The sequence below is a fragment of the Herbaspirillum sp. Her2 genome (assembly GCF_057961375.1).
The window spans coordinates 507206-528485 of the sequence record NZ_CM176331.1; the positions used below are offsets into that span (position 1 = coordinate 507206).

A 21280-nucleotide genomic window follows, 5' to 3' on the forward strand; every position below is an offset into this window, starting at 1 on the left:
TGCCGTGTATTTTTTTGCGTGAGGAGCAGGCCGGACGCCGGTGGTCCGGCCATTTCAGGACTGCGAGAACGCGATGAATTCGTCTGCGAGACTACGATAGAGGCGACGATATTGTGCCAGCCTGCGCTGCAGTTGTGCCTGCCTTGCAGCATCAGGGCGATACCATTCCAGTACCTCGGGTGGGACGCACACGCTGGCCGCATCCTCCTCCGTCCGCGCCAACCTCCCCAGCCTCGCCGCCCCCAGCGCCGCACCCACTTCCGCCCCTGCATGCCGCCGCAGAGGAATCCCCAGGGCGGTAGCACACAGCTCCCCCCAGAACGCACTGCGCGACCCGCCGCCCACAAATGCCGCACTCTCCAGCGTAGTGCCCGCAGCCTGCAAGGCCGCATAGCCATCGGCCATCGCAAAGGCCACGCCTTCCATCACCGCATAGGCCAGATGCGCAGTCTCATGCGCGGGCGTCATGCCGAACAGCACGCCCTTGGCCGTCGCATCATTGTGCGGCGTGCGCTCGCCATTCAGATACGGCAGGAACAAGGGAGCCTGTGCCTGCTGCGTCGCCGTCAATCGCTCCGCCCCTGCCACTAATTCGCCCACCGGCCGCGCCGTCACGCCCGAGAGCCAATGCAGGCTGGCTGCGGCCGACAGGATCACGCTCATCTGATGCCATTGCCCCGGCAGGCAGTGGCAGAACGCATGCACACCTTGCTGTGGATTGGGCGCATGCCGTGCCGTTGCAGCGAACAAGACGCCAGAACTGCCCAGCGACAAGAAAGCATCGCCCGGCTGGATCACGCCGATGCCCACGGCGCTGGCCGCATTGTCCCCGGCACCACCGGCCACCACCACCGGGCCGCTGATGCCCCATTCGCGCCGCAACTCCTCACGCAACTGGCCGGCCACGTCACTGCCTTCGACCAGGCGCGGCATGTGGCTGCGATCCAGCCCGGTGGCCGCCAGCATGCGGTCGGACCAGTCGCGCTGCGCCACATCCAGCCAGAGCGTGCCGGCCGCGTCCGACATCTCGGAGACGAATTCTCCCGTCAGTTTCCAGCCCAGGTAGTCCTTGGGCAGCAAGACCTTGTCGATGGCGCGGTACACTGCCGGTTCGTATTTCGACAGCCACAGCAGCTTGGGTGCCGTGAAGCCCGGCATGGCGCGATTGCCGGTGATGGCGGGCGCATCCGGTACCAGCGCTTCCAGCTCCACGCATTCCGCATGGGCGCGCATGTCGTTCCACAGGATGGCCGGGCGCAATACATTGCCGTTGCGATCCAGCAGGGTGGCGCCATGCATCTGGCCGGAGATGCCGATGCCGCGCAGGGCCTGGAAGGCTTGCGGGGCCTCGGCGCGCAGCGCGGCGATGGCGTCGAGCGTGGCGTTCCACCAGGCCTGCGGCGCCTGCTCGGACCACAGTGGATGCGGGTTGTCCACCCGCAGGCGGGCACTGCTGGTGGCGATGACGTGGGAGTCGTCGTCGGTGAGGACAAGCTTGACTTCGGAAGTGCCGAGGTCGATGCCGAGATAGCTCAAATCATTTTCCTTTGCGTGCAAGTGGAGAGGCGCTACGCGACCGCCCGGACTTCATCGTTGAGCCGGTGCAGCGCACGGAAGCGCGAGGGCGGCATGCCCTTGTGGGCCAGGAACTGGCGATTGAAATTGGAAAGATTGTTGAACCCGACCCGGTAGCACACCTCGGTCACGCTCAGTTCGGTACACATCAGCAATTCGCAGGCTTCGTTCAGGCGCAATCCGTTCTGGTACTGGATGAAGGTGCAGCCCGTATGCCGCTTGAAGAAGCGCGTAAAGCTGCTTACGCTCATCCCCGCCAGTTCGGCCACATCGCTCTCGCGCAGGTTGCCGCCGAGATTCTGGCGGATGCAGGAAAGCACCTGGTTGATGGTGGACGACATGTGGCGCTGGGCATCCAGGTCGTAGCCCGGGCCGGCCAGCGGCCTGCGTTCGCGGCAGGATGCCAGCTGTTCCAGCACGCTCATCATCAGCACCACACGGCGCGCACCGCCGGCCTGCGCCAGGTCCTGCATCAGCGGAATGATCGACCTGCCCAGCGCATCAGGAAACTGCAATCCGCGCGCCGCGCCCTCCAGCAGATCCTGCAAGGGCGAGAGCTCCGGGATGGCCCCCAGCATGCGGTCGGCGAAGGGCCGCGAGAATTGCAGCACCAGGTCGCGCGCGCCCACGTGCTCATCCGCGCCCAGGTTGCTGACCCAGTTGTGCGGCAGGTTGGGTCCGGTCAGCACCAGGTTGCCGGGAGCGAAGTCACCGATGAAGTCGCCCACGAAAAACTTACCGCTGGATGCGGTGATGACGTGGACTTCGTATTCAGGATGAAAATGCCATTTGGCCACCGTGTGCGGGTAGTCATGCACCCACGCCCTGAAGGATTCGTCCTGGCGGGTATGGACCAGCTCCAGATCCGGACTCATGCTTTGTCTCCTTGCCATGCGGGCCGTCGTCTTGTCCGCCGGCCGCGAAGGCGGCGGGCGGCAGCGACAGGTTCTCTCCGCTGTGTACATCGAACACGTGCAACGCGTGCTGATCGAAGGCCAGGTGCAGGCGCTGTCCCGCCTGCGGCAGGTGCTGCGCGCTCACCAGGGCGGTCAGCGTCTGTGCGCCCCAGCGGGTGGTGAGCAGGGCATCGGCCCCCAGGATCTCCACCAGTTCCACATCGACCGCGCAGGTCAGGCTGTGGGCGGCGTCCTGCTCGCCGGCCATGCGGACATAGTCAGGACGCACCGCCAACTTTACCGCCATTCCCGGTGCCAGGCGTGAAAACCTTTCATCCTGCAGGACCCAGCGCTGGTCTTCGCAGCGCACGGCCAGCGTTGCGCCATCACGTTCGACCACGCCATCGAGGAAGTTCATGGCGGGCGTACCGATGAATCCCGCCGCAAAGAGCGTGCGCGGATAACGGTAGAGTTCGGCCGGCGAACCCGCCTGCACGATCTGCCCGCCCTGCATGAGGATGACGCGGTCTGCCAGCGTCATGGCTTCCAGCTGGTCGTGGGTGACGTAGACGGTGGTGGTGCGCAGGCGCTGGTGCAGGCGCTTGATGTCGCCGCGCAATTGCGCGCGCAGCTTGGCATCGAGGTTGGAGAGCGGCTCATCGAACAGGAACACCGACGGCGTCTTGATGATGGCGCGCGCAATCGCCGCGCGCTGCTGCTGGCCGCCGGACATGGCGCGGGGCTTGCGCTCGAGCAGGGCATCAAGATTCAACATGGCCGCCACTTCCCGCACGCGGCGGTCGATCTCGTCGGACGGACGCTTCAGGCGGCGCAGGCCGAAGGCGATATTGTCATACACGTTCATGTGCGGATAGAGCGCGTAGTTCTGGAACACCATGGCCACGTTGCGATCCCGCGCAGGCAGCGCGTTGACCACCTTGCCGCCGATGGAGAGGGTGCCGCCGCTGATCTCTTCGAGCCCGGCGATCATGCGCAGCATGGTCGATTTGCCGCAGCCCGAGGGGCCGAGCAGGACCACGAATTCGCCATCACCGATGGTGAGGTCCAGCGGATGCAATACCGGCGGGCCACCGGCGTAATGCTTGGACAAGCCCTGGCAGCGGATGTCGGCCATGGTCAGCCTTCCATTTCGATCTGGATCTTCACATCCTGCGGACGGCCGCGCGCGGCTTCCTCGAAGGCCTCGATCCCCTGCGAGAAGGGGAAGCTGCGTGAAATGAAAGGCTTCACATCGATCATTCCCGAGCTCAGCAGCGCCAGTGCGCGCGGGAAAATGTTGGCATAACGGAAGACCGATTCCAGCCGCACTTCCTTGGTCTGCATGGTCACCACGTCCAGCGCCACCGGCTCCGGCGGCATGCCCACCAGCACCGCGCAGCCACCGGGACACACCAGGTCCAGCAGGGTCTGGTAGACGCCGGCATGGCCCGACGCCTCAAACACCACATCGGCACCCCAGCCCTCGGTGACCTGCTGCACCACATCGGTCAGGGCCTGCTGTGTCACATCCACCGTGATGACGGCGGGATTGTTGGCGAAGTGGGCCAGCTTCTCGGCCACCACATCGGCCAGGATCACGCGCGCCGCGCCCCCCGCCAGCGCTGCCAGTGCAGTCATGGCACCGATGGTGCCGGCACCGATCACCACGGCCGTATCGCCCGGCTTCATGCGCGCCTTGGTGGCGGCCTGCAGGCCGATGGACAAGGGTTCGACGATGGCCCCTTCGGCAAAGCTGACGTTGTCCGGCAGCCGATAGGTGAAGGCCGCCGGATGCACCACGCTGCCGGTGAGGCAGCCGTGGATGGGCGGCGTGGCCCAGAAGCGTACCGAGGGGTCGAGGTTGTACAGGCCGCGCAGCGTGGCCGGCGAATCCAGGCGCGGGATGCCCGGCTCCATGCAGACGCGGTCGCCGACCTTCAGTTGCGTAACATCGCTGCCGACTTCGATGATGGTGCCCGAGGCCTCGTGCCCCAGCACCATGGGCGCTTCCACCTTGAAGGGGCCGATGCGGCCGTGGGTGTAGTAGTGCAGGTCGCTGCCGCAGATGCCCACGGTGTGGATGCGGATGCGCACATCCTGGGCACCGAGATCCTGCGGCAGGTCGATGTCGCGCAGGGCCAGTTCACGCGTGGCTTCGAGTACGAGGGCTTGCATGGGGTCTCCTTATTTTCCGGTGAGGATGGAATTCAACAGCCGGCTCAAGACGCCGACAAAGATCAGGGGCGGCAGCGCCAGCAACACGGTGGAGGCATTGATCACGCCCCACGGCACTTCCTGCCCCATGGAAGTAAAGGCCGAGGCCACCACCGGCAGCGTGGCGCTGTTGGAGGAGGTCAGCGCCAGGGCGATCATCAGTTCGTTCCACACCAGCACGAAGCTGAAGATGATCCCGCCCAGCAAGGTGCCGGCGCAGTTGGGCAGGGCGATCTTCCAGAACACCGCATAGGGGCCATAGCCGTCGAGGGTGGCGGCTTCCTCGATCTCGCGCGGCATGCGCTGGAACACGGGGATCGACAGCCAGGTGATGGTGGAGAGCGTGGTCAGCAGGTAAGTCACGATCATCGAGAAGCGCGTGTCATACAGCCCCAGGTCGACCCAGATCGCAATGAGCGGAATGGCCACCGCCACCGGCGGCAGGAAGCGCAGCGAGAGCAGGAAGAACTGGATGTCGCGCTTGCCCGGCACGTGATAGCGCGCAATCACGTAGGCCGCCGGCACACCCATGAGCGTACCCAGCAGCACGGCGCTGCCGACGATGACGGCACTGTTGGTCAGGCCCACCAGTACCTCCGGACTGCCGATGACCTGGCGATAGTTCTCCAGCGTCGGCGTGAAGAGAAAGCGCGGTGTCGGCGTGACGATATCCAGCAAGGTCTTCAGCGAATTGAGCAGCGCCCACAGCAGCGGAAACACTGCCACCAGCACCAGCAGGATGCCCACGCCCCAGACGGCGCAGCGTGCGATCAGTCTTCCCATTTGCTCACCCGTTTCCAGATCAGGGTAAAGATCAGCGTGGTGGCCACCATCATCAGCACCGCCATGGTGGACGCATACGAGACCTTGCCGGACAGTCCGATGCCTTGCGCATAGGCATACATGTCCAACGTTTCGGTGGCCACGCCCGGCCCACCCTTGGTCATCACGTAGATCAGGTCGAAGGAGCGCAGCGACTCCACCATCTTGATGAAGACCAGGCTGATGAGCGGGGCCTTCAACATCGGCAGGGCGATGTAGGCATACACCTGCCAGGTGCGGGCGTGGTCCAGCCGTGCCGCCTCCAGCGGCTCGGGCGGCAGGGTTTCCAGCAGCTTCAGGACGATCACGGCGAAGAACAATCCCCACTGCCAGATATCGACAGCAGCGACTGCATAGAGCGCCAGCAGCGGGTCCGACAGGAAGGCCGTGTCATGGATGCCCGCCACTCCCAGCAGCCAGCCCAGGATGCCGGTCAGCGGCGAATACATGAACTTCCAGATGAATGCGGCCGACACGCGCGGCAGCAGCACCGGCGTGATCAGCAAGACGCACATGGCTTGCCGCCATTTGCCATGGACGTTTTCAAACAGGTAGATGGCGATGAGGATGCCGGCCACCACCGCACCCAGCACGGTGACCACTTCCCAGATCGCCGAGACTTCGATGGCATTGAGGAAGCGCCGGTCCGACATCAGCCGCTCGACATTGCGCAGCCAGACGTAGTCGCTGTCGGGATAGCGCAGCACGCGGTTCTTCAGTGCCAGGTTGATCGCCGCCACCGTCGGTACCAGCCCCAGCACCAGCATCACCAGCAGCGATGGGCCGAGGAACAGGTAGGGCAGCGAGGTCTTTCCACGATTGAACATGCAGGACTCCGGAATCCGCCCCGTTCCGGCCAGGGAACAGGGCGGCTACATCGTTTGACGCGGTTGAATGAAGGAAATTATTTACGCGCGTGTTCCATCGCGTCCTGCGCATACTGGGCGGCTTCGTTCAGGGCGCGCGGAATGTCCTTCTGGGTGCCGGTGAAGACTTCTTCCAGCGCCACGCCCAGGTTGTCGCCGATGTCCGGCCACTGCGGGCTGGGCCAGATGGTCAGCTTGGAGACCGGGGTGGTGTCCTTCAGGCCGGCGAGGATCTGCGGCTTGACGTTCTTCTGGAAGTAATCGCTCTGGATGGTGCTGGTGCGGTTGTAGTCGCTGAAGACCTTGTCGCGCAGGCGCGCCTGTTCCTGTTCCTTGCCGGTGGCAAAGGCGATGAACTTGCCGGCCGCCTGGCGCGTGCATTCGTCCTTGGCACCGATGGCGGAGATGGCCAGCCCGTGGCCGTAAGCGGCCGAGGGCAGCGGTGCCGGCGGGCGGGCATAGCCGACCTTGTCGGCCACGCTGGATTTGCTGCTGTCTTCCATCCAGTCGGCGAAGGGCGTGGACTCGATCATGAAGGCCACCTTGCCCGAGCGGAAGGCTTCCAGTGCATTGCTCCAGTCATAGGTAGCCGCACCCGGGGGGCCGTACTTGAACAGTTCAGCATAGAGCTGCGTGGCCTTGACGGCCGCCGGCGAATTGAAGGCCGGCTGGTTGTTCTTGTCGGTCCACTGGCCGCCCTGGGCCAGCATGAAAGGCGCCCAGCGCCACACGTTCATGCCCGAGCCGCGCTGGCCGCGCGCCACCCAGCCATAGACGCCGGGCGGCGAATGCAGCTTCTTGATGTCGGCCACCAGTTCGTCCAGCGTGCGCGGTACCGGCAGGCCGGCCTTCTCCAGCAGGTCGCGGCGATAGAAGAGGAAATCCGAGCCGCCGATCAGCGGCGCGAAATACGCCACATCCTTGTAGCTGGCCACCGCCCGGCGACCGGGCAGGAAGTCGTCATAGTCGGCCTCCTTGGGGAAGTATTTCAGCAACGGCACGATCCAGCCAGCCGAGGCGAACTCGGCTACGTTGGCTTCATCGACGTAATACACCTGGTAGGAACCGGCCTTGGTGGAAGCATCCAGGCGCGACTTGGCGCGCCGGTCGTTCTCGCCGAAGTAGCTGATCTCCACACGGGTGCCGGTGCGCTTCTGGTAATCGGCCAGCGATTTCTCCATCACCGTCAGGCCCAGGCTCTTCTGCGCCAGCACCTTCAGCACGGGGACATTGCAGGACTGCGCCGATGCCACCAAGGGCAGGGCAGCGCCAAGGACGGCGCACGCGGCGCCCAAGCAGATCTTGTTCACGGGTTGTCTCCTGGTATTTTTTATCGTTCAGGTCGGGCGCAGATGCGGGGGGATTCGCAAGCACCCTTTGCCTTCACAGGCAGGAGCAAGAGTACGAGGGCAGGGCGCGCCGCTCCACGCCAAAAGCGTGTGGCGGGCTGATACTTTTTGATCGTTTGTTGTGGGGGCTGCGCGTTTTTGTATTACCGCTGCATGGGAAAGAAAGGCCTCAGCCCGCCAGCGCCGGCAGGCTCACGGTAGCCACCAGCCCGCTACCTTGCGCCGGCGCATCGAGCCGGATCGCGCCCTGCGAAGCCTGCACGATCTCGCGCACGATGGCCAGGCCGAGGCCCGAGCCCGGCTGGTCCGGCGCGGCATTGCGATAGAAGCGCTCGAAGACGCGCTCGCGGACCTCGGCCGGGATGCCGGGGCCGTTGTCGGTCACGGTGATGATGATCTGGCTGCGCTTCTTCTCCAGCCCCACCGTGACCTTGCCGCCCTCCGGCGTATAACGCAGGGCATTGTCGATCAGGTTCATCAGCAAGCCCATCAGCTGCGCCTCATTGCCGTTGACCATGGCGCTCTCCAGCGTGGTCTCCAGCCCCAGGTCGATGCCCTTCTTGAGTGCCAGCCCGGCCAGTTCCTCCAGCACCATGGCGGCCACCGCCAGCAGGTCCACCGGTGCGCGCGGGAAGGCGCTGCTGTTGGAAGCTTCAGCCTGCGAGAGCAGCAGCAGCTTGTTGGTCAGGTCGGTCATGCTGCGGCTGCCTTCCTGCAAGGAGGCCAGCACCTGTTTCACCCGCGCCGGATCGTCCAGCTGGCGCGCGAACTGGATCTGCGAATCGATCACCGCCAGGGGCGTGCGCAACTGGTGCGCGGCATCGGCCACAAAGCGCTTCTGCACCGTCACCTGGGCATTGAGGCGGAAGATGTACTGGTTGATGGCCTCCAAGATGGGCCGCAATTCCTGCTGCAGGCCACCGGCACGCAGCGGCGTGAGCGAATCCGGTTCGCGCGTGGCCAGCTCATCCTTGAGCGCCAGCAGCGGCCGCAATTCCATCGTCAGGCCCAGCACCACCAGGCTGATGGCCAGCAGCAGCAGCACGATCTGACGCCGCAGCGAGGCATGCCACTGGTCGTCGATCATTTCCTGCCGTCCCTGCATGGTCTGGCCCACCGAGACGGCCACCATGCGCAGCGTGCCTTCATCGAACAGCGCGCGGATGTAGCTGACCACGCGCAGCGGCTTGCCCTCGAAGGTGGTCGTGGTATAGACCGGATAGAGCGCCGCAAAGTCAGGCTCGGCGGGGAAGTCGGGGCGTCCGGCCAGCAGCGTCTCGTCATCCATGCGCACCTGGTAATACACCGCATCCTGCGCCGGCGAGGCGAACAGTTCCAGCGCTGCAGGCGGGATCGAGACCACCGGTGCACCATCGTTCCAGCCGACCTGGCCGGCCATCATGCGGGCCGAGGCCAGCAGTGCCCGGTCCTGCACGAGGGTGGCGCTGGAGACGGCATTGTCATACGCGTCGCCCGTAGACAGGCCCACGTAGACCGCCATCGGAATCAGCAGCCACCACAGCAGCCGCAGGCGCAGGCTGTCAATCATCTTTTTGTTTGAGCAGATAGCCCAGGCCGCGCAGGGTCATGATGGCCGCGCTGGAGTGCTCCAGTTTCTTGCGCAGGCGCGAGATGTAGATTTCGATGGCGTCCGCGCTAGGCTCTTCGGACAGGCTGAAGACCCCCTTCATCAACGCGGTCTTGGAAACCGTCTTGCCTTGCTTCAACATCAGCACTTCGAGCACGTCATGTTCGCGCGCCGGGAGCGCCAGCGTCACGCCGGCCACCGCGAACTGGCGCGTATTGCTGTCATACACCAGGTCGCCGCAGTGGATCTCGGCGGCCTTGTCGGGTGTCTGGCGGCGCACCAGCACCTTGATGCGGGCCACCAGTTCGCGGATCTCGAAGGGCTTGACCAGGTAGTCATCGGCCCCGGCACCGAGGCATTCGACCTTTTCATCGATGGAGCCGCTGGCAGTCAGGATCATCACCGGCACGCCGTTGTGGCGCTCGCGCAGGCGGCGCAGCACGTTCTTGCCGTGCAGCTTGGGCAGCATCAGGTCCAGCAGGACGACGTCGTAGTTCTCGTCGCGCAGGACCTGGTCGGCGATCTCGCCATCGGCGGCGATATCGACCTTGAACTTGTGTTCCTTGAGGATCTGCTCCAGCCAGTGGGCGAGCTGGGGATTGTCTTCGATCAGGAGCAATTTCATGCGATGGTCTCGTGTTTCTGGAGGTTCTTTTTTGTTGCGCTGCAAAGCAGAAAGCCGGAATTTGGAAAGCTGGATGAAGGTTTCGGCTTCTTAGAATAGGCCCGCAGTCTACAAGAGATGGCGACAGACCATCCAACCAAAATGTGGAGACAATCATAATGCGTCACGACCTTCGCGTGTTCCCGCCCCTCGGAACGCCTGCCCTGCGCCGCCGCCTGCGGACCCTGGGCGCCACCGCCATCGCTGCCTGCGCCCTGGGCCTGGCGGCCCCGCAAGCCCATGCAGCCGACAAGATCATCATCATGGTCGGCGGCATCAACAAGCTCATCTATCTGCCGCCCAAACTGGCCGAAAGCCTGGGCTACTTCAAGGAAGAAGGCCTGGACGTGGAGCTGCAGTCGCAGCCGGCCGGGGTCGATGCCGAGAATGAACTGCTGGCCGGGGCCGTGCAGGCCGTGGTCGGCTACTACGATCATTCCATCGACCTGCAGAGCAAGGGCAAGGAAGTCACTTCCATCACCCAGCTGCTGCTGGTGCCGGGCGGCATGGAGATGGTGCGCGCCGACCTCGCCGACAGCGTGCGCAGCATGGCCGACCTCAAGGGCAAGACCCTGGGCGTGACCGGGCTGGGCTCGTCCTCCAGCTTCCTGGCGCAATACCTGGCCAGCCGCGCCGGTCAGAAGGCGGGCGACTACTCGATCCTGCCGGTCGGTGCCGGCAATACCCTGATCGCCGCCATGAAGCAGAAGCGCGTGGACGTGGCCTGGACCACCGAGCCGACCACCTCCATCCTGCTGGCCTCCGGTGCGGCCAAGGTGCTGGTCGACATGAGCAGCGTGGAAGGCACCAAGGCCGCGCTGGGCGGACTGTATCCGGCCTCCAGCCTCTACGTGCATCGCTCCTGGATGATGAGCCACAAGGCCGACGCACAGAAGCTGGCGCGCGCCTTCGTCAAGACGCTGAAATACATCCAGACCCATTCGGCTGAAGAAGTGGCCGACAAGATGCCCAAGGACTACTACGGCGGCAACAAGGCCATCTACGTGCAGGCGCTCAAGGCCTCGCTGCCCATGTATTCGCCCGATGGCAAGATGCCTGCCGGCGGGCCGGAACAGGTGTTGAAGGTGATGGCCGGGTTCAATCCCAACATCAAGGGCAAGAACATCGACCTCTCCAAGACCTATACCAACGAGTTTGTCGACGCGGTAAAGTGAATTTTGCCGGTTATATGAAGGCACCGTAGAATCCACGGGCTTTCGCACTGATTTCCTGGAGCTGACGTGAACAAAAATCTCCGCCGTGGCCTGCTGTCGCTGGCCGTTGCCGGCACCATGCTGGCCGCATTGCCGATCCACGCCATGGCTGCCGCCAAGGTCACCATCATGGTGGGCGGCATCAACAAGATGGTCTATCTGCCCGCCAAGCTGGCCGAACAACTGGGCTACTTCAAGGAAGAGGGCCTGGACGTGGAACTGCAGTCGCAGCCGGCCGGGGTCGATGCCGAGAACGAACTGCTGGCCGGGGCCGTGCAGGCGGTGGTCGGTTTCTATGACCACGCCATCGACCTGCAGACCAAGGGCAAGGAAATCACCGCCATGACCATCCTTGGCCAGGTGCCGGGCGAAGTGGAACTGGTCTCCACCAAGGCCGCGCCGCACTTCCAGAGCATGGCCGATGCCAAGGGCAAGACCCTGGGCGTGACCGGGCTGGGCTCGTCCACCAACTTCCTGACCCAATACCTGGCCTCGCGCCACGGCATCACCTCCAAGCAGTTCTCGGTGCTGCCGGTGGGCGCGGACAATACCTTCATCGCCGCCATGAAGCAGGGCCGCATCGATGCCGGCATGACCACCGAACCGACCGCCTCGCTGCTGCTCAAGAATGGCGATGCCCAGGTGCTGGTCGACATGCGTACCGTGGAGGGAACGGTCAAGGCGCTCGGCGGGCTGTACCCGGCCTCCAGCGTGTATGTACAGCGCAGCTGGCTCAACAGCCACAAGGAGGAAGCGCAGAAGCTGGCACGTGCCTTCGTGAAAACGCTCAAGTTCATCAACACGCACACCGCCGAGCAGATCGCCGAGAAGATGCCCAAGGACTACTACGGCAGCAACAAGGCGCTGTATATACAGGCCCTGAACAATTCGCTGCCCATGTATTCCCCGGACGGCAAGATGCCCAAGGGCGGGCCGGAGACCGTGCTGGCCGTGCTGTCCGGGTTCAACCCCAACGTCAAGGGCAAGCATGTGGACTTGTCCAAGACCTACACGGATGAATTCGTCAACGCCGTGAAATGAGGCGGCGACTGGCAGCTGGCCAGTCTTGCTGAAAACTATATAAACGATATACGCCATGATGCGCTCCGGCGCGTCAGGGGCGCGCTCAACCCGAATTCAACCCCAAGCCACGAAAGAGCCCCACGATGAACGCCATCAACCAGCAGGCCTTCACCCCCGCCGGCCAGGCCGCCCAGGCCACGCCGGCCATTGAATTGCGCAACGTGAGCTGCCGCTTCATCACGGCCGACGGCCGGGCGACGGTGGCCCTGCGCGATTTTTCCATGAGCGTGGCGCGCGGCGAATTCGTGGCCGTGGTCGGCCCGACCGGCTGTGGCAAGTCGACCACGCTTTCGCTCATCACCGGCCTGCTCAAGCCGACGCTGGGGGAGGTGCGGGTGATGGGGCAGCCGGTCAACGGCATCGATCCGCGTATCGGATTCGTGTTCCAGAACGATGCGGTCTTTCCCTGGCGCAGCGTGCGCGACAACGTGGCGGCCGGCCCCATGTTCCGGGGCCAGTCCAGGGAGCAGGCCCATGCGCTGGCCGACGAATGGATCCGCCGCGTGGGCCTGGACAAGTTCGGCGACCACTATCCGCACCAGCTTTCCGGCGGCATGCGCAAGCGCGTGGCGCTGGCCCAAACCTTCATCAACAGTCCCGAGATTTTGCTGATGGACGAACCCTTTTCCGCGCTGGACATGCAGACCCGCACCCTGATGCAGGATGAACTGCTGCGCCTGTGGTCGGCGCATTCGGGCTCGGTGGTGTTCGTCACCCATGACCTGGAGGAGGCCATTGCGCTGGCCGACAAGGTCTATGTGCTTACCGCCCGCCCGGCCACCCTGAAGAGCGTCTACCCGATCGACCTGCCGCGTCCGCGCGTGATGGAGGAGGTGCGCTACGAGCAGCGCTTCATCGATATTTCGCGGCGCATCTGGGCCGATCTGCGTGAAGAAGTTCACATCGCTTAAGCGCTTGCATCAGCCGGAGCGCCTTCGATACGCCGCTGCGCGCCTACTCAGGCCGAACGGTCAGCGGATGCATCATTGAACTCCGTTCGCTCTGAGTAGCCGCACAGCGGCGTATCGAAGAGCGCGCACGGAACTCAACTTTTTTCTGAAGAGCAGGGGAGCAACATGACACAAGCACAAGCCAGCCACAGCGCCGCGACGATGGACATCGCCGGCGTCGAAGCCGAGGCCCGGCGCAAGATCCGCGCGCGAAAACAACTGGTCATCGGCCTGCGCATCGCCATCCTGGTGATCGTGCTGGGCGGCTGGGAAGGCGGCGCGCGGCTCGGCTGGATCGATCCCTTCTTCTTCTCGCAGCCGTCGGCCATCGTGGCGCAGATCGTCGAGTGGATGGTCGAGGGCACCTCGCAAGGCCCGCTCTGGACCCAGGTCCTGGTCACACTGGAAGAAACCGTGCTGGGATTTTTGATCGGCTCGGTGGCCGGGGTCATCGCCGGCATCATCCTCGGGCGCAACAAGCTGCTCTCGGACGTCTTCAGCCTCTACATCCAGATTGCCAATTCGATTCCGCGCGTGGTGCTGGGCTCCATCTTCGTCATCGCCTTCGGGCTGGGCATGGCTTCCAAGGTGGCGCTGGCGGTGGTGATGGTGTTCTTCGTGGTCTTCGCCAATGCCTTCCAGGGCGTGCGGGAAGCCGACCGCTACATGATCGCCAACGCCCAGATCCTCGGCGCCTCGCCGCGCCAGGTGACCATGGCGGTGGTGATCCCGTCGGCACTGTCGTGGATCCTGGCCAGCCTGCACGTGAGCTTCGGGTTTGCACTGGTCGGTGCGGTGGTCGGGGAGTTCCTCGGTTCCAAGCAGGGCATCGGCCTGCTGATCTCCACCGCCCAAGGGGCCTTCAATGCCAGCGGCGTGTTCGCGGCCATGATCGTGCTGGCCGTGGTGGCACTGGCGGCGGACTGGCTCTTGCATGCGCTGGAACGGCGCTTGCTGAAGTGGCGCCCGCAGGCCTTCTGATGAGAAATGCCTGAGGGCGTAAAATGACGCGGTACTGGTCGGGGACACGCCAACGTGTCCCCGCCGTGTTTTGATCCGCGCGTTTCCACTTCCTTTCCGTCATGTCAGCCAACCAGCCGCCTCGCCCGAGTGACACTGCTGCAACTCCGTCCGCCTCACCCTCCCTCAACGATCCCGTGACCCAGCGCGCGCTGCTGTGGATCGTGGCGTCCGGCTTTTTCATGCAGACGCTGGACACTACCATCGTCAACACCGCCTTGCCCGCCATGGCGCGCAGCCTGGGCGAGCCGGTGCTGAACATGCACCCGGTGGTGGTGGCCTACACCTTGACCATGGCCTCGCTCACGCCTGCCTCGGGCTGGCTGGCCGACCGTTTCGGCACGCGCCGCGTGTATTTCACGGCGATCCTGCTGTTCGCGCTGGGTTCGGTGCTGTGCGCCATGGCGCCGACCCTGCCGCTGTTGCTGGCCGCTCGCGTGATACAGGGATTGGGCGGCTCCATGCTGCTGCCGGTAGGGCGCCTGGCCGTGCTGCGGGCAGTGCCGGGCGCGCAATACATCGCGGCACTGGCCTCGATCTCGATTGCCGGGCAGCTCGGTCCGGTGGTCGGTCCTGTACTGGGCGGGTGGCTGGTAGAAAGCCTGTCCTGGCACTGGATCTTTCTGATCAACCTTCCGGTAGGTGTACTGGGGATGGGGGCCGTACTGTACTTCCTCCCCGATGACAGCCTTACCGGTACACCTCGCTTTGATTTATACGGCTGTGCCTTGCTGTCCGCCTGCATGGTGGCCTTCTCGCTCGCGCTGGACGTGCCTTTCGATACCCACCGTACTGGCTGGAGTTTGGGACTGTTCGCTCTGGCAGCACTGACTGTACTGGTCTACTGGCGCCATGCGTCCGTTCATCCGCGTCCACTGTTCCGGCTCGGTTTGTTCAGGGAGCCCAACTTCAGCATCGGACTGGCAGGTAACCTGGTCTGCCGTATCGGTTCCTCTGCAGTGCCCTTCCTGTTGCCGCTGCTGTTGCAGGTACGGCTGGGCTATTCACCGCTGCACGCGGGCATGCTGCTGCTGCCGGCTGCCATTGCGGGCACCATTGCCAAGCCGTGGATCGCGCCGCTGGTCAAGCGCTATGGCTATGACCGATTCCTGTTGATCAATACCGCCATCGTCGGGATCTCCATCGTGTCGTTCGCGCTGATTACGCCCGGCTGGCCGCTGGCCGCGTCCATCGTGCAGCTGGCGGTGTTCGGGGCGTCCAACTCGATGCAGTTCGCGGCCATGAACAGCGTGACCCTGAAGGGCTTGCGCAAGGAAGATGCGGGCAGCGGCAACAGTCTTTTTTCGATGGTGCAGATGCTGGCCATCGGCCTGGGCGTGACCATCGGCGGGACCATGGTCAATCTCTTCAAGAGCGAGGCGGGCATCGCCACCAATGCCAGCTTCCAGATCACCTTCGTGATCGTCGGGCTCATCACCCTGGTCTCGGCCTGGGTGTTCCGCAAGATGGATCCGCGTTACTTCAGCTGAGCACGGCTCAGGTCTCGCTCCACTGGCGCAGGAGGTTGTGATAGCAGCCTACCAGCGTGCGCCGTGCGAGCGCATCGGCGTCGGTCTGGTTCAGGCGCTGGATGGCATTGTCCATGTCGAACAGCATCTGGCGCTGGCCATCGTCGCGCACCAGGCTCTGCACCCAGAAGAAGCAGCCTACGCGCACGCCGCGCGTGACCGGGGTGACGGTGTGTAGGCTGGTGGCCGGATAGAGCACCATGTCGCCCGCCGCCAGCTTGACGCTGTGCATGCCGTAACTGTCATCGATCTGCAGTTCACCGCCGTCGTAGTCTTCCGGATCGGCCAGAAACAGCGTGGCCGAGACATCGGTACGCAGCTTGCGTCCGCTGTGCGGATGGATGCGCACGCTGCCATCGACGTGGGCACCGAAGGTCATGCCTTCGCCATAACGATTGAACATGGGCGGGTAGATCAGGTTGGGCAGCGCCGCGCTGATGAAGCGCGGGTGCCGCTCCAGCGCGGACACGATGATGCGCTGGCATTGCAGGGCGACGTCGGACTGCTCGTCGATCTGCTGGTTGTATTTCACGGGCGCGCCCTGGTAGCCCGCTGTCACGCGCCCATCCACCCAGGCCGGTCCTGCGTTGTCCAGCAGGCTGCGAACGGTCTGCAGGGCTTGCGGGTCCAGCAGCTGGGGGATGGTGATGAGCATGGGCGCGTCCTCTTTCCTTACATGCGATAGGTCAGCGACAGCAGGGCGGTACGGCCCGAACCCGGGACCGAACGGCCGCCGTCGGATTGGATCAGCGCATCGTAATACATCTTGTCGGTCAGGTTGTAGAGGTTCAGGCGGATGTCGTAGGCCTTTGTGGTGTAGGCCAGCATCGCGTCGTAACGCGTGTAGCCGCCGACCTGCACCGTGTTGGTGGCATTGGCATAGCGTTGCGACATGTAGGTCGCACCGCCGCCGATCTGCCAGTGCGGCGCGACGTCATACGTGGTCCAGGTGGTGAAGGTGTGCTTGGGCGTGTTGACCGGGATCTTGCCGACCGAGGTATCGGCCACCGCACCGCCGACCACCTTGGCATCCAGGTAGGTGTAGTTGGCGGCGATCTGCCAGTCGCGTGTGATGCGGCCGGTGGCGCCCGCACGCGCGCCGTTCACGCGCACCGTGCCGGCCAGCTCATAGACGCCGGTGGCCACCTGGCTGCGGGCGTTTTCCTTGGTGATCTGGAAGCCGGCGGCGGTCAGCGCCAGGCCTTCGGCCACGTCCCACTTGCCGCCCAGTTCATAGGAGCGGTTCTTTTCCGGGTCGAGGTTCTGCTGGCCGGTGGTGCCGGTCAGCTGCTCCAGCGAGGGATTGAAGGAAGTGCCGTAGGAAACGTAATACGACTGCGCCGCGCTGGGCTGCCAGATCGCCCCCGAACGCACGCTCACGAAGTTCACGCTCTGCTGCGCATAGCCCAGTGCGGTGGAGCCGGCGGTATTGCCCGAGTTGATCGAGTTGCTGATGCTGGCCACGTAGCGGTCATAGCGCAGGCCGCCGACCAGCTTGAAGTGCGGCACCAGCTCGATGGTGTCGCCGACATAGGCGGCGATGGTGTTGGCACTGCCGCCGGCACGGTTGCCTGCGGTATCGGCCACGCTGCTGCCGGCGGCGCTGTAGGAAGGATTGACCAGGCTCACGCAATCCATGTAGCCGGTGGTGGCTCCGCTTGCGTTGAGCGAGCGGCCATTGCAGCTGCCGTTGCGGTAGTAGTTCTGGTTATCGTAACCGTCGTGACCAACTTCCACGCCCACCAGCGCATCGTGCTTGACGCTGCCGGTGCTGAACTTGGCGGCCAGTTCGGTCTGGTTGAAGATGGAGTAGTCGTTGATGTTGCGGTCATGGCTCTGACCGCGCACGAACAGGCTCGACAGGGGCAGGCTGCTGGCCGCATTGGTGAGCGCCGTGAAGCCGCTGGACGAGACCGTGCCGATGGTATTGGGCGCGGTTTCCACCGCATTGGTGTGCACGTAGTTGAACTGGGTCTGGTTGCGCAGGGTGACGTCGGGCGCGATCTTGTGCTTGATGCCGGCATTGAACGCGGCCACGTCCTGGATGGTGCGGTCGCTGTTCAAGCCATAGGCGGTGTTGCGGTCGACGTTGACGGGATGGCCGTTGAGCGGCGGCAGGCCGTAGTCGGGCTGGTCCTGGTTGTGCTGCAGCAGGGCCGAGAGCGTGATTTCAGTGGAGGTGCCGATACCCCAGACATAGGAACCGGCCAGGCCGAAGTCCTGCACATCGGTCTGGTTGCGCGTGCTGGCCGCGCCGTTCTGGGCCATGGCTTCGATGCGCAGGGCCGAAGTGTCCGACAGCGGGCGGTTGACGTCCACCGTGCTGCGCACCAGGCCATTGGTGGTCACCGAACCGGTGATCTCGGTGGCGGCCTTGAGGTTGGCTTTCTTGCTGACCTGATTGATGATGCCGCCGGTCGAGCCGCGGCCGAAGAGCATCGAGGAGGGGCCCATCAGGACTTCCACTTCTTCGATGGCGAAGGTGTCGCGGTAGTACTGGCCACGATCGCGGAAGCCGTCGAGATAGATGTCGGTGCGCGCCGAGAAACCGTTGAGGTTGATGTTGTTGCCGATCTGCCCGCCTTCGGCACCGCCCAGCGTGATGCCGGAAACGTTGCGCAGCGCATCGGCCAGCGAACTGACGCCCTGCGACTGCATCTGCGCCTTGTTGACCACCGTCACCGATTGCGGCACGTCGTGCAGGTCGGCCGGCAGCTTGGTGATGGCCGTGCCGGTGCTGGCGAAATCATCGCGGCGGCCTTCCACCGTCACCGGGGCCAGCTGGCTGCCGGTGGCTGTGGTGGCGGTCGTGCTGGTAGCGGGAGTGGCCTGCTGCGCGTGGGCGGAGAGGGGAGCGGCAAACGTGGCCACCAATGCGGCGGCGATCGGCGTGAGACGGTTCATGTTCTTCTTGTCGGTGAAGTGGAGTAGGAAACGATGAGCCGATCCTGCTCGCGCAGGACCGGCTCGAATGGCTGGCTACTCCGTCCTTCGATGTCGACAAGGAAGTCCGTTTGGCTGGCTGATGACCAGTGTTCTTTTTTTGCATGCTAATGAGTTGGATTCTCATTCGCATGGCTGGCAAGATTAAGGCGGAAGTCTGACAAATCGCTGTCATGAAGCTGACGATGAACTGAGTGTGACGAAAAAGAAACACTCTTTGCATGTCGCCGCCCGCCTGGGGGATCGCCTGATTTGCAGCATTGCCTGGGCTGCAATACGATGCAGCGGTTACGCAGATGTTTTGCGCCGTTTTTCTCTACCGAAGTCCCCTATGAATGTTCTGCTGGTCGAAGATGACCCGGTACTCACCGACGGTCTGTCGCGGGTACTCAACTCGCACGGTTTTACCGTGCATACCGTCAACAACGGCAACGATGCGCTGTCGCAGCGTTTCAACGCGGCCGTGCTGGTGCTCGACATCGGCCTGCCCGGCATCGACGGTTTCGAAGTCCTGCGCCGCATGCGCGCCAATGGCAACAACACCCCGGTGCTGCTGCTGACCGCACGCGACACCATCCCCGACCGCGTGCATGGCCTGGAGCTGGGTGCCGATGACTACCTGGTCAAGCCCTTCGCCACCCCCGAACTGGTGGCGCGCATCAAGGCGCTGATCCGCCGCAGTGCGCCGCAGCCGGCACAGCTGACCGTGGGCGGGCTGTCGCTGGACAACGCCACCAAGCGCGCCGACATCGACGGCCGCAAGATCGAACTGTCTCTGCGTGAATGGACGGTGCTGGAATACCTGATGCAACACGCTTCGCGCGTGGTCTCCAAGCAGCAGATCATCGATGCCGTCCTGCCCTGGGGCGAGGATTTCACGATCAATGCGGTGGAGGTGTATGTCTCGCGCATCCGTCTGAAGATTGCGGATTCGGGCGTGGTCATCCGTACCATCCGCGGCTTCGGCTACATGCTCGAAAAGAGCGAGAACTGAGCCGGCAGGCCGCGTCATGACGGTCATCGACCAGCAGCCGCCCGCCAGTGCGGCCAATGCGAGCAGCGCGGATAACTCGACCAGTGCCTCGCCTGCCACGCCGCCCGCAGCACCTGTCACCCACGCCAGCATCCGGCGCGATCTGCTCAAGTGGCTGATCGCGCCCTTGCTGCTGCTCAATCTGGTCGGTGCCGGCCTGACCTACTGGCTGGCCTGGCTGCCGGCCCAGCATGCGTTCGACCAGAACCTGATGGATTCCACCTGGGGCCTGTATGCCCAGGTGCGCCATCGTCAGGAACGCACCACTGCCGAGCTGACCCAGCAGGCCGAGCAGATCCTGCGCAGCAATCACTCCGACACCACCTTCTTTGCCGTGCGCAATTCGCAGGGCGAGATCCTGGTGGGCGACAAGGGCTTCCCGCAACTGCCGGAGAGCGAGACGTTCGACCGGCCCTTCAACTATGACGGCGAAATGCGCGGTGAACCGGTGCGTATTTCGGCCATGCAGGTGCGGGTCAAGAATGGCGTGATCTCGGTGGCGGTGGCAGAGACCATTCGCAAGCGCGATCGTGCGCACTACACCATCCTGCTGTCCTTCCTGCTGCTGGATGGCGGGCTGACCTTCGGGTCGCTGTCGGTGGTGCTGATCGCCGTGCGGCGCGGGCTGCGTCCCTTGAAGAGCCTGCAGCGCAATCTCGAGCAACGCGGCCACGGCAAGCTGGGGGCCATCGATGGCATTGGTGCGCCGGTGGAATTGCAGCCGCTGATCGTGGCCATGAACGAGCTGATGGCCCGCATCAGCAAGGGTGAACAGGCGCAGCAGAATTTCATGGCCGACGTTGCCCATCAATTGCGCACGCCTCTCACGGGCCTGAAGCTGCAACTGGAACTGCTGCATGACAAGCACCAGGACCAGCCCGACACCGCCCGCTCGCTGGCGATGATGAACTCTTCGGTGGAACGCATGATCCGCCAGAGCCGGCAACTGCTGGCACTGGCGCGCTCGGAGCCGGGCCTGTTCGAAAGCCGCAAGCTGGAGGAGCTGTCGCTGCACAAGCTGGTGGAAGAATCGGTGCAGCACTTCATCGAAGAGGCCGACAAGAAACACATCGACCTCGGCTTCGACCTGCAGCCGGCACGCCTGCGCGGCGACCGTTTCCTGCTCGCCGACCTGATCGACAACCTCATCGACAATGCCGTGCGCTATTCCCCCTTGCACGGAACGGTGACGGTGCGCTGCCTGGAAGAAGAGGGAGCCACCGTCCTCTCGGTGGAAGATTCCGGCCCAGGCATTGCTCCCGAGCATCGCGAGCTCATCTTTGACCGCTACTATCGCGCCAATGACAAGATCGCCGGCAGCGGCCTGGGCCTGGCCATCGTGCGCGAGATTGCGCACGACCATGGCGGCGTCATCACGGTCGATTGCAAGGAGCAAGGGCAGGGCACCATCTTCACGGTACGCTTCCCGCTGGCGGGCTGAGCCCGGCGGCGATGGCCGCAGTTGCCGCACGACATCGTTTTCATGCAGAACCTCATGCCTGCCCCTGTGTCAAACGGGCTTCATCGTGAACGA

Annotated in this window: 18 protein-coding genes; 7 read left to right on the forward strand and 11 right to left on the reverse strand. The window is 64.1% G+C overall.

Annotated elements, in window-relative coordinates; translation table 11 throughout:
* Positions 1 to 54: 54 nt before the first annotated feature.
* The 9 genes from xylB to ACWHXP_RS02275 all read right to left on the reverse strand — a co-directional run bounded on the left by xylB (position 55) and on the right by ACWHXP_RS02275 (position 9935).
* The gene (gene xylB / locus ACWHXP_RS02235; protein WP_489634595.1) at positions 55 to 1536 is read right to left on the reverse strand and encodes a xylulokinase; all 1482 of its coding nucleotides are present in this window, start codon (positions 1534 to 1536) and stop codon (positions 55 to 57) included.
* 32 nt (positions 1537 to 1568) lie between these two features.
* Positions 1569 to 2450, reverse strand: coding sequence for an AraC family transcriptional regulator (locus tag ACWHXP_RS02240; protein ID WP_134223057.1), 882 nt, complete (start codon positions 2448 to 2450; stop codon positions 1569 to 1571).
* Complete coding sequence (locus tag ACWHXP_RS02245) at positions 2386 to 3606, reverse strand: ABC transporter ATP-binding protein (RefSeq protein ID WP_489623501.1); 1221 nt, start codon at positions 3604 to 3606, stop codon at positions 2386 to 2388. Before ACWHXP_RS02245 ends, ACWHXP_RS02240 begins: the two co-directional genes overlap by 65 nt.
* Before the next feature lie 2 nt (positions 3607 to 3608).
* Complete coding sequence (locus ACWHXP_RS02250) at positions 3609 to 4646, reverse strand: NAD(P)-dependent alcohol dehydrogenase (RefSeq protein WP_310838247.1); 1038 nt, start codon at positions 4644 to 4646, stop codon at positions 3609 to 3611.
* A gap of 9 nt (positions 4647 to 4655) precedes the next feature.
* Positions 4656 to 5468: a carbohydrate ABC transporter permease gene (locus ACWHXP_RS02255; protein WP_134223054.1), complete on the reverse strand. Its 813-nt coding sequence runs from the start codon at positions 5466 to 5468 to the stop codon at positions 4656 to 4658.
* Positions 5456 to 6334, reverse strand: a complete 879-nt coding sequence (locus ACWHXP_RS02260; protein ID WP_489634594.1) for a carbohydrate ABC transporter permease — start codon at positions 6332 to 6334, stop codon at positions 5456 to 5458. The genes ACWHXP_RS02255 and ACWHXP_RS02260 overlap by 13 nt, the downstream gene beginning before the upstream one ends.
* Positions 6335 to 6411: 77 nt before the next feature.
* Entirely contained in the window at positions 6412 to 7683 is a 1272-nt protein-coding gene (locus ACWHXP_RS02265; protein ID WP_204725825.1) for an ABC transporter substrate-binding protein, read from the reverse strand.
* Between the two features lie 208 nt (positions 7684 to 7891).
* Positions 7892 to 9271 (reverse strand): sensor histidine kinase N-terminal domain-containing protein, encoded by a 1380-nt coding sequence (locus ACWHXP_RS02270; RefSeq protein ID WP_489634593.1) that lies wholly within the window; start codon positions 9269 to 9271, stop codon positions 7892 to 7894.
* Positions 9264 to 9935: a response regulator gene (locus ACWHXP_RS02275; protein ID WP_034338420.1), complete on the reverse strand. Its 672-nt coding sequence runs from the start codon at positions 9933 to 9935 to the stop codon at positions 9264 to 9266. The genes ACWHXP_RS02270 and ACWHXP_RS02275 overlap by 8 nt, the downstream gene beginning before the upstream one ends.
* Before the next feature lie 158 nt (positions 9936 to 10093).
* Here ACWHXP_RS02275 and ACWHXP_RS02280 point away from each other — a divergent pair, with 158 nt between their 5' ends.
* The 5 genes from ACWHXP_RS02280 to mdtD all read left to right on the forward strand — a co-directional run bounded on the left by ACWHXP_RS02280 (position 10094) and on the right by mdtD (position 15731).
* A complete protein-coding gene (locus tag ACWHXP_RS02280) occupies positions 10094 to 11149 on the forward strand; it encodes an ABC transporter substrate-binding protein (protein WP_489634592.1) in 1056 nt (351 codons plus the stop codon).
* Between the two features lie 66 nt (positions 11150 to 11215).
* Positions 11216 to 12229, forward strand: coding sequence for an ABC transporter substrate-binding protein (locus ACWHXP_RS02285; RefSeq protein WP_489634591.1), 1014 nt, complete (start codon positions 11216 to 11218; stop codon positions 12227 to 12229).
* A 125-nt stretch (positions 12230 to 12354) separates the two neighbouring features.
* Entirely contained in the window at positions 12355 to 13182 is an 828-nt protein-coding gene (locus ACWHXP_RS02290; protein WP_088754851.1) for an ABC transporter ATP-binding protein, read from the forward strand.
* Positions 13183 to 13347: 165 nt separating this feature from the next.
* A complete protein-coding gene (locus ACWHXP_RS02295; RefSeq protein ID WP_121045247.1) occupies positions 13348 to 14202 on the forward strand; it encodes an ABC transporter permease in 855 nt (284 codons plus the stop codon).
* Positions 14203 to 14378: 176 nt separating this feature from the next.
* Entirely contained in the window at positions 14379 to 15731 is a 1353-nt protein-coding gene (gene mdtD / locus ACWHXP_RS02300; protein ID WP_489634590.1) for a multidrug transporter subunit MdtD, read from the forward strand.
* 7 nt (positions 15732 to 15738) lie between these two features.
* Here mdtD and ACWHXP_RS02305 read toward each other — a convergent pair whose 3' ends face one another.
* Together ACWHXP_RS02305 and ACWHXP_RS02310 are read right to left on the reverse strand one after the other, a co-directional pair.
* On the reverse strand, positions 15739 to 16425 hold the full coding sequence (locus ACWHXP_RS02305; protein ID WP_034330332.1) for a Fe2+-dependent dioxygenase: 687 nt from the start codon (positions 16423 to 16425) through the stop codon (positions 15739 to 15741).
* Positions 16426 to 16442: 17 nt separating this feature from the next.
* Positions 16443 to 18674 carry a TonB-dependent receptor gene (locus tag ACWHXP_RS02310; protein ID WP_489623495.1) on the reverse strand — a complete coding sequence of 744 codons (2232 nt, stop codon included), beginning with the start codon at positions 18672 to 18674 and terminating at the stop codon, positions 16443 to 16445.
* A 370-nt stretch (positions 18675 to 19044) separates the two neighbouring features.
* Here ACWHXP_RS02310 and ACWHXP_RS02315 point away from each other — a divergent pair, with 370 nt between their 5' ends.
* Together ACWHXP_RS02315 and ACWHXP_RS02320 are read left to right on the forward strand one after the other, a co-directional pair.
* Positions 19045 to 19707 carry a response regulator transcription factor gene (locus tag ACWHXP_RS02315; RefSeq protein ID WP_008331064.1) on the forward strand — a complete coding sequence of 221 codons (663 nt, stop codon included), beginning with the start codon at positions 19045 to 19047 and terminating at the stop codon, positions 19705 to 19707.
* 16 nt (positions 19708 to 19723) lie between these two features.
* Positions 19724 to 21187 (forward strand): sensor histidine kinase, encoded by a 1464-nt coding sequence (locus ACWHXP_RS02320; protein WP_121045241.1) that lies wholly within the window; start codon positions 19724 to 19726, stop codon positions 21185 to 21187.
* The last annotated feature ends 93 nt before the right edge of the window (positions 21188 to 21280 follow it).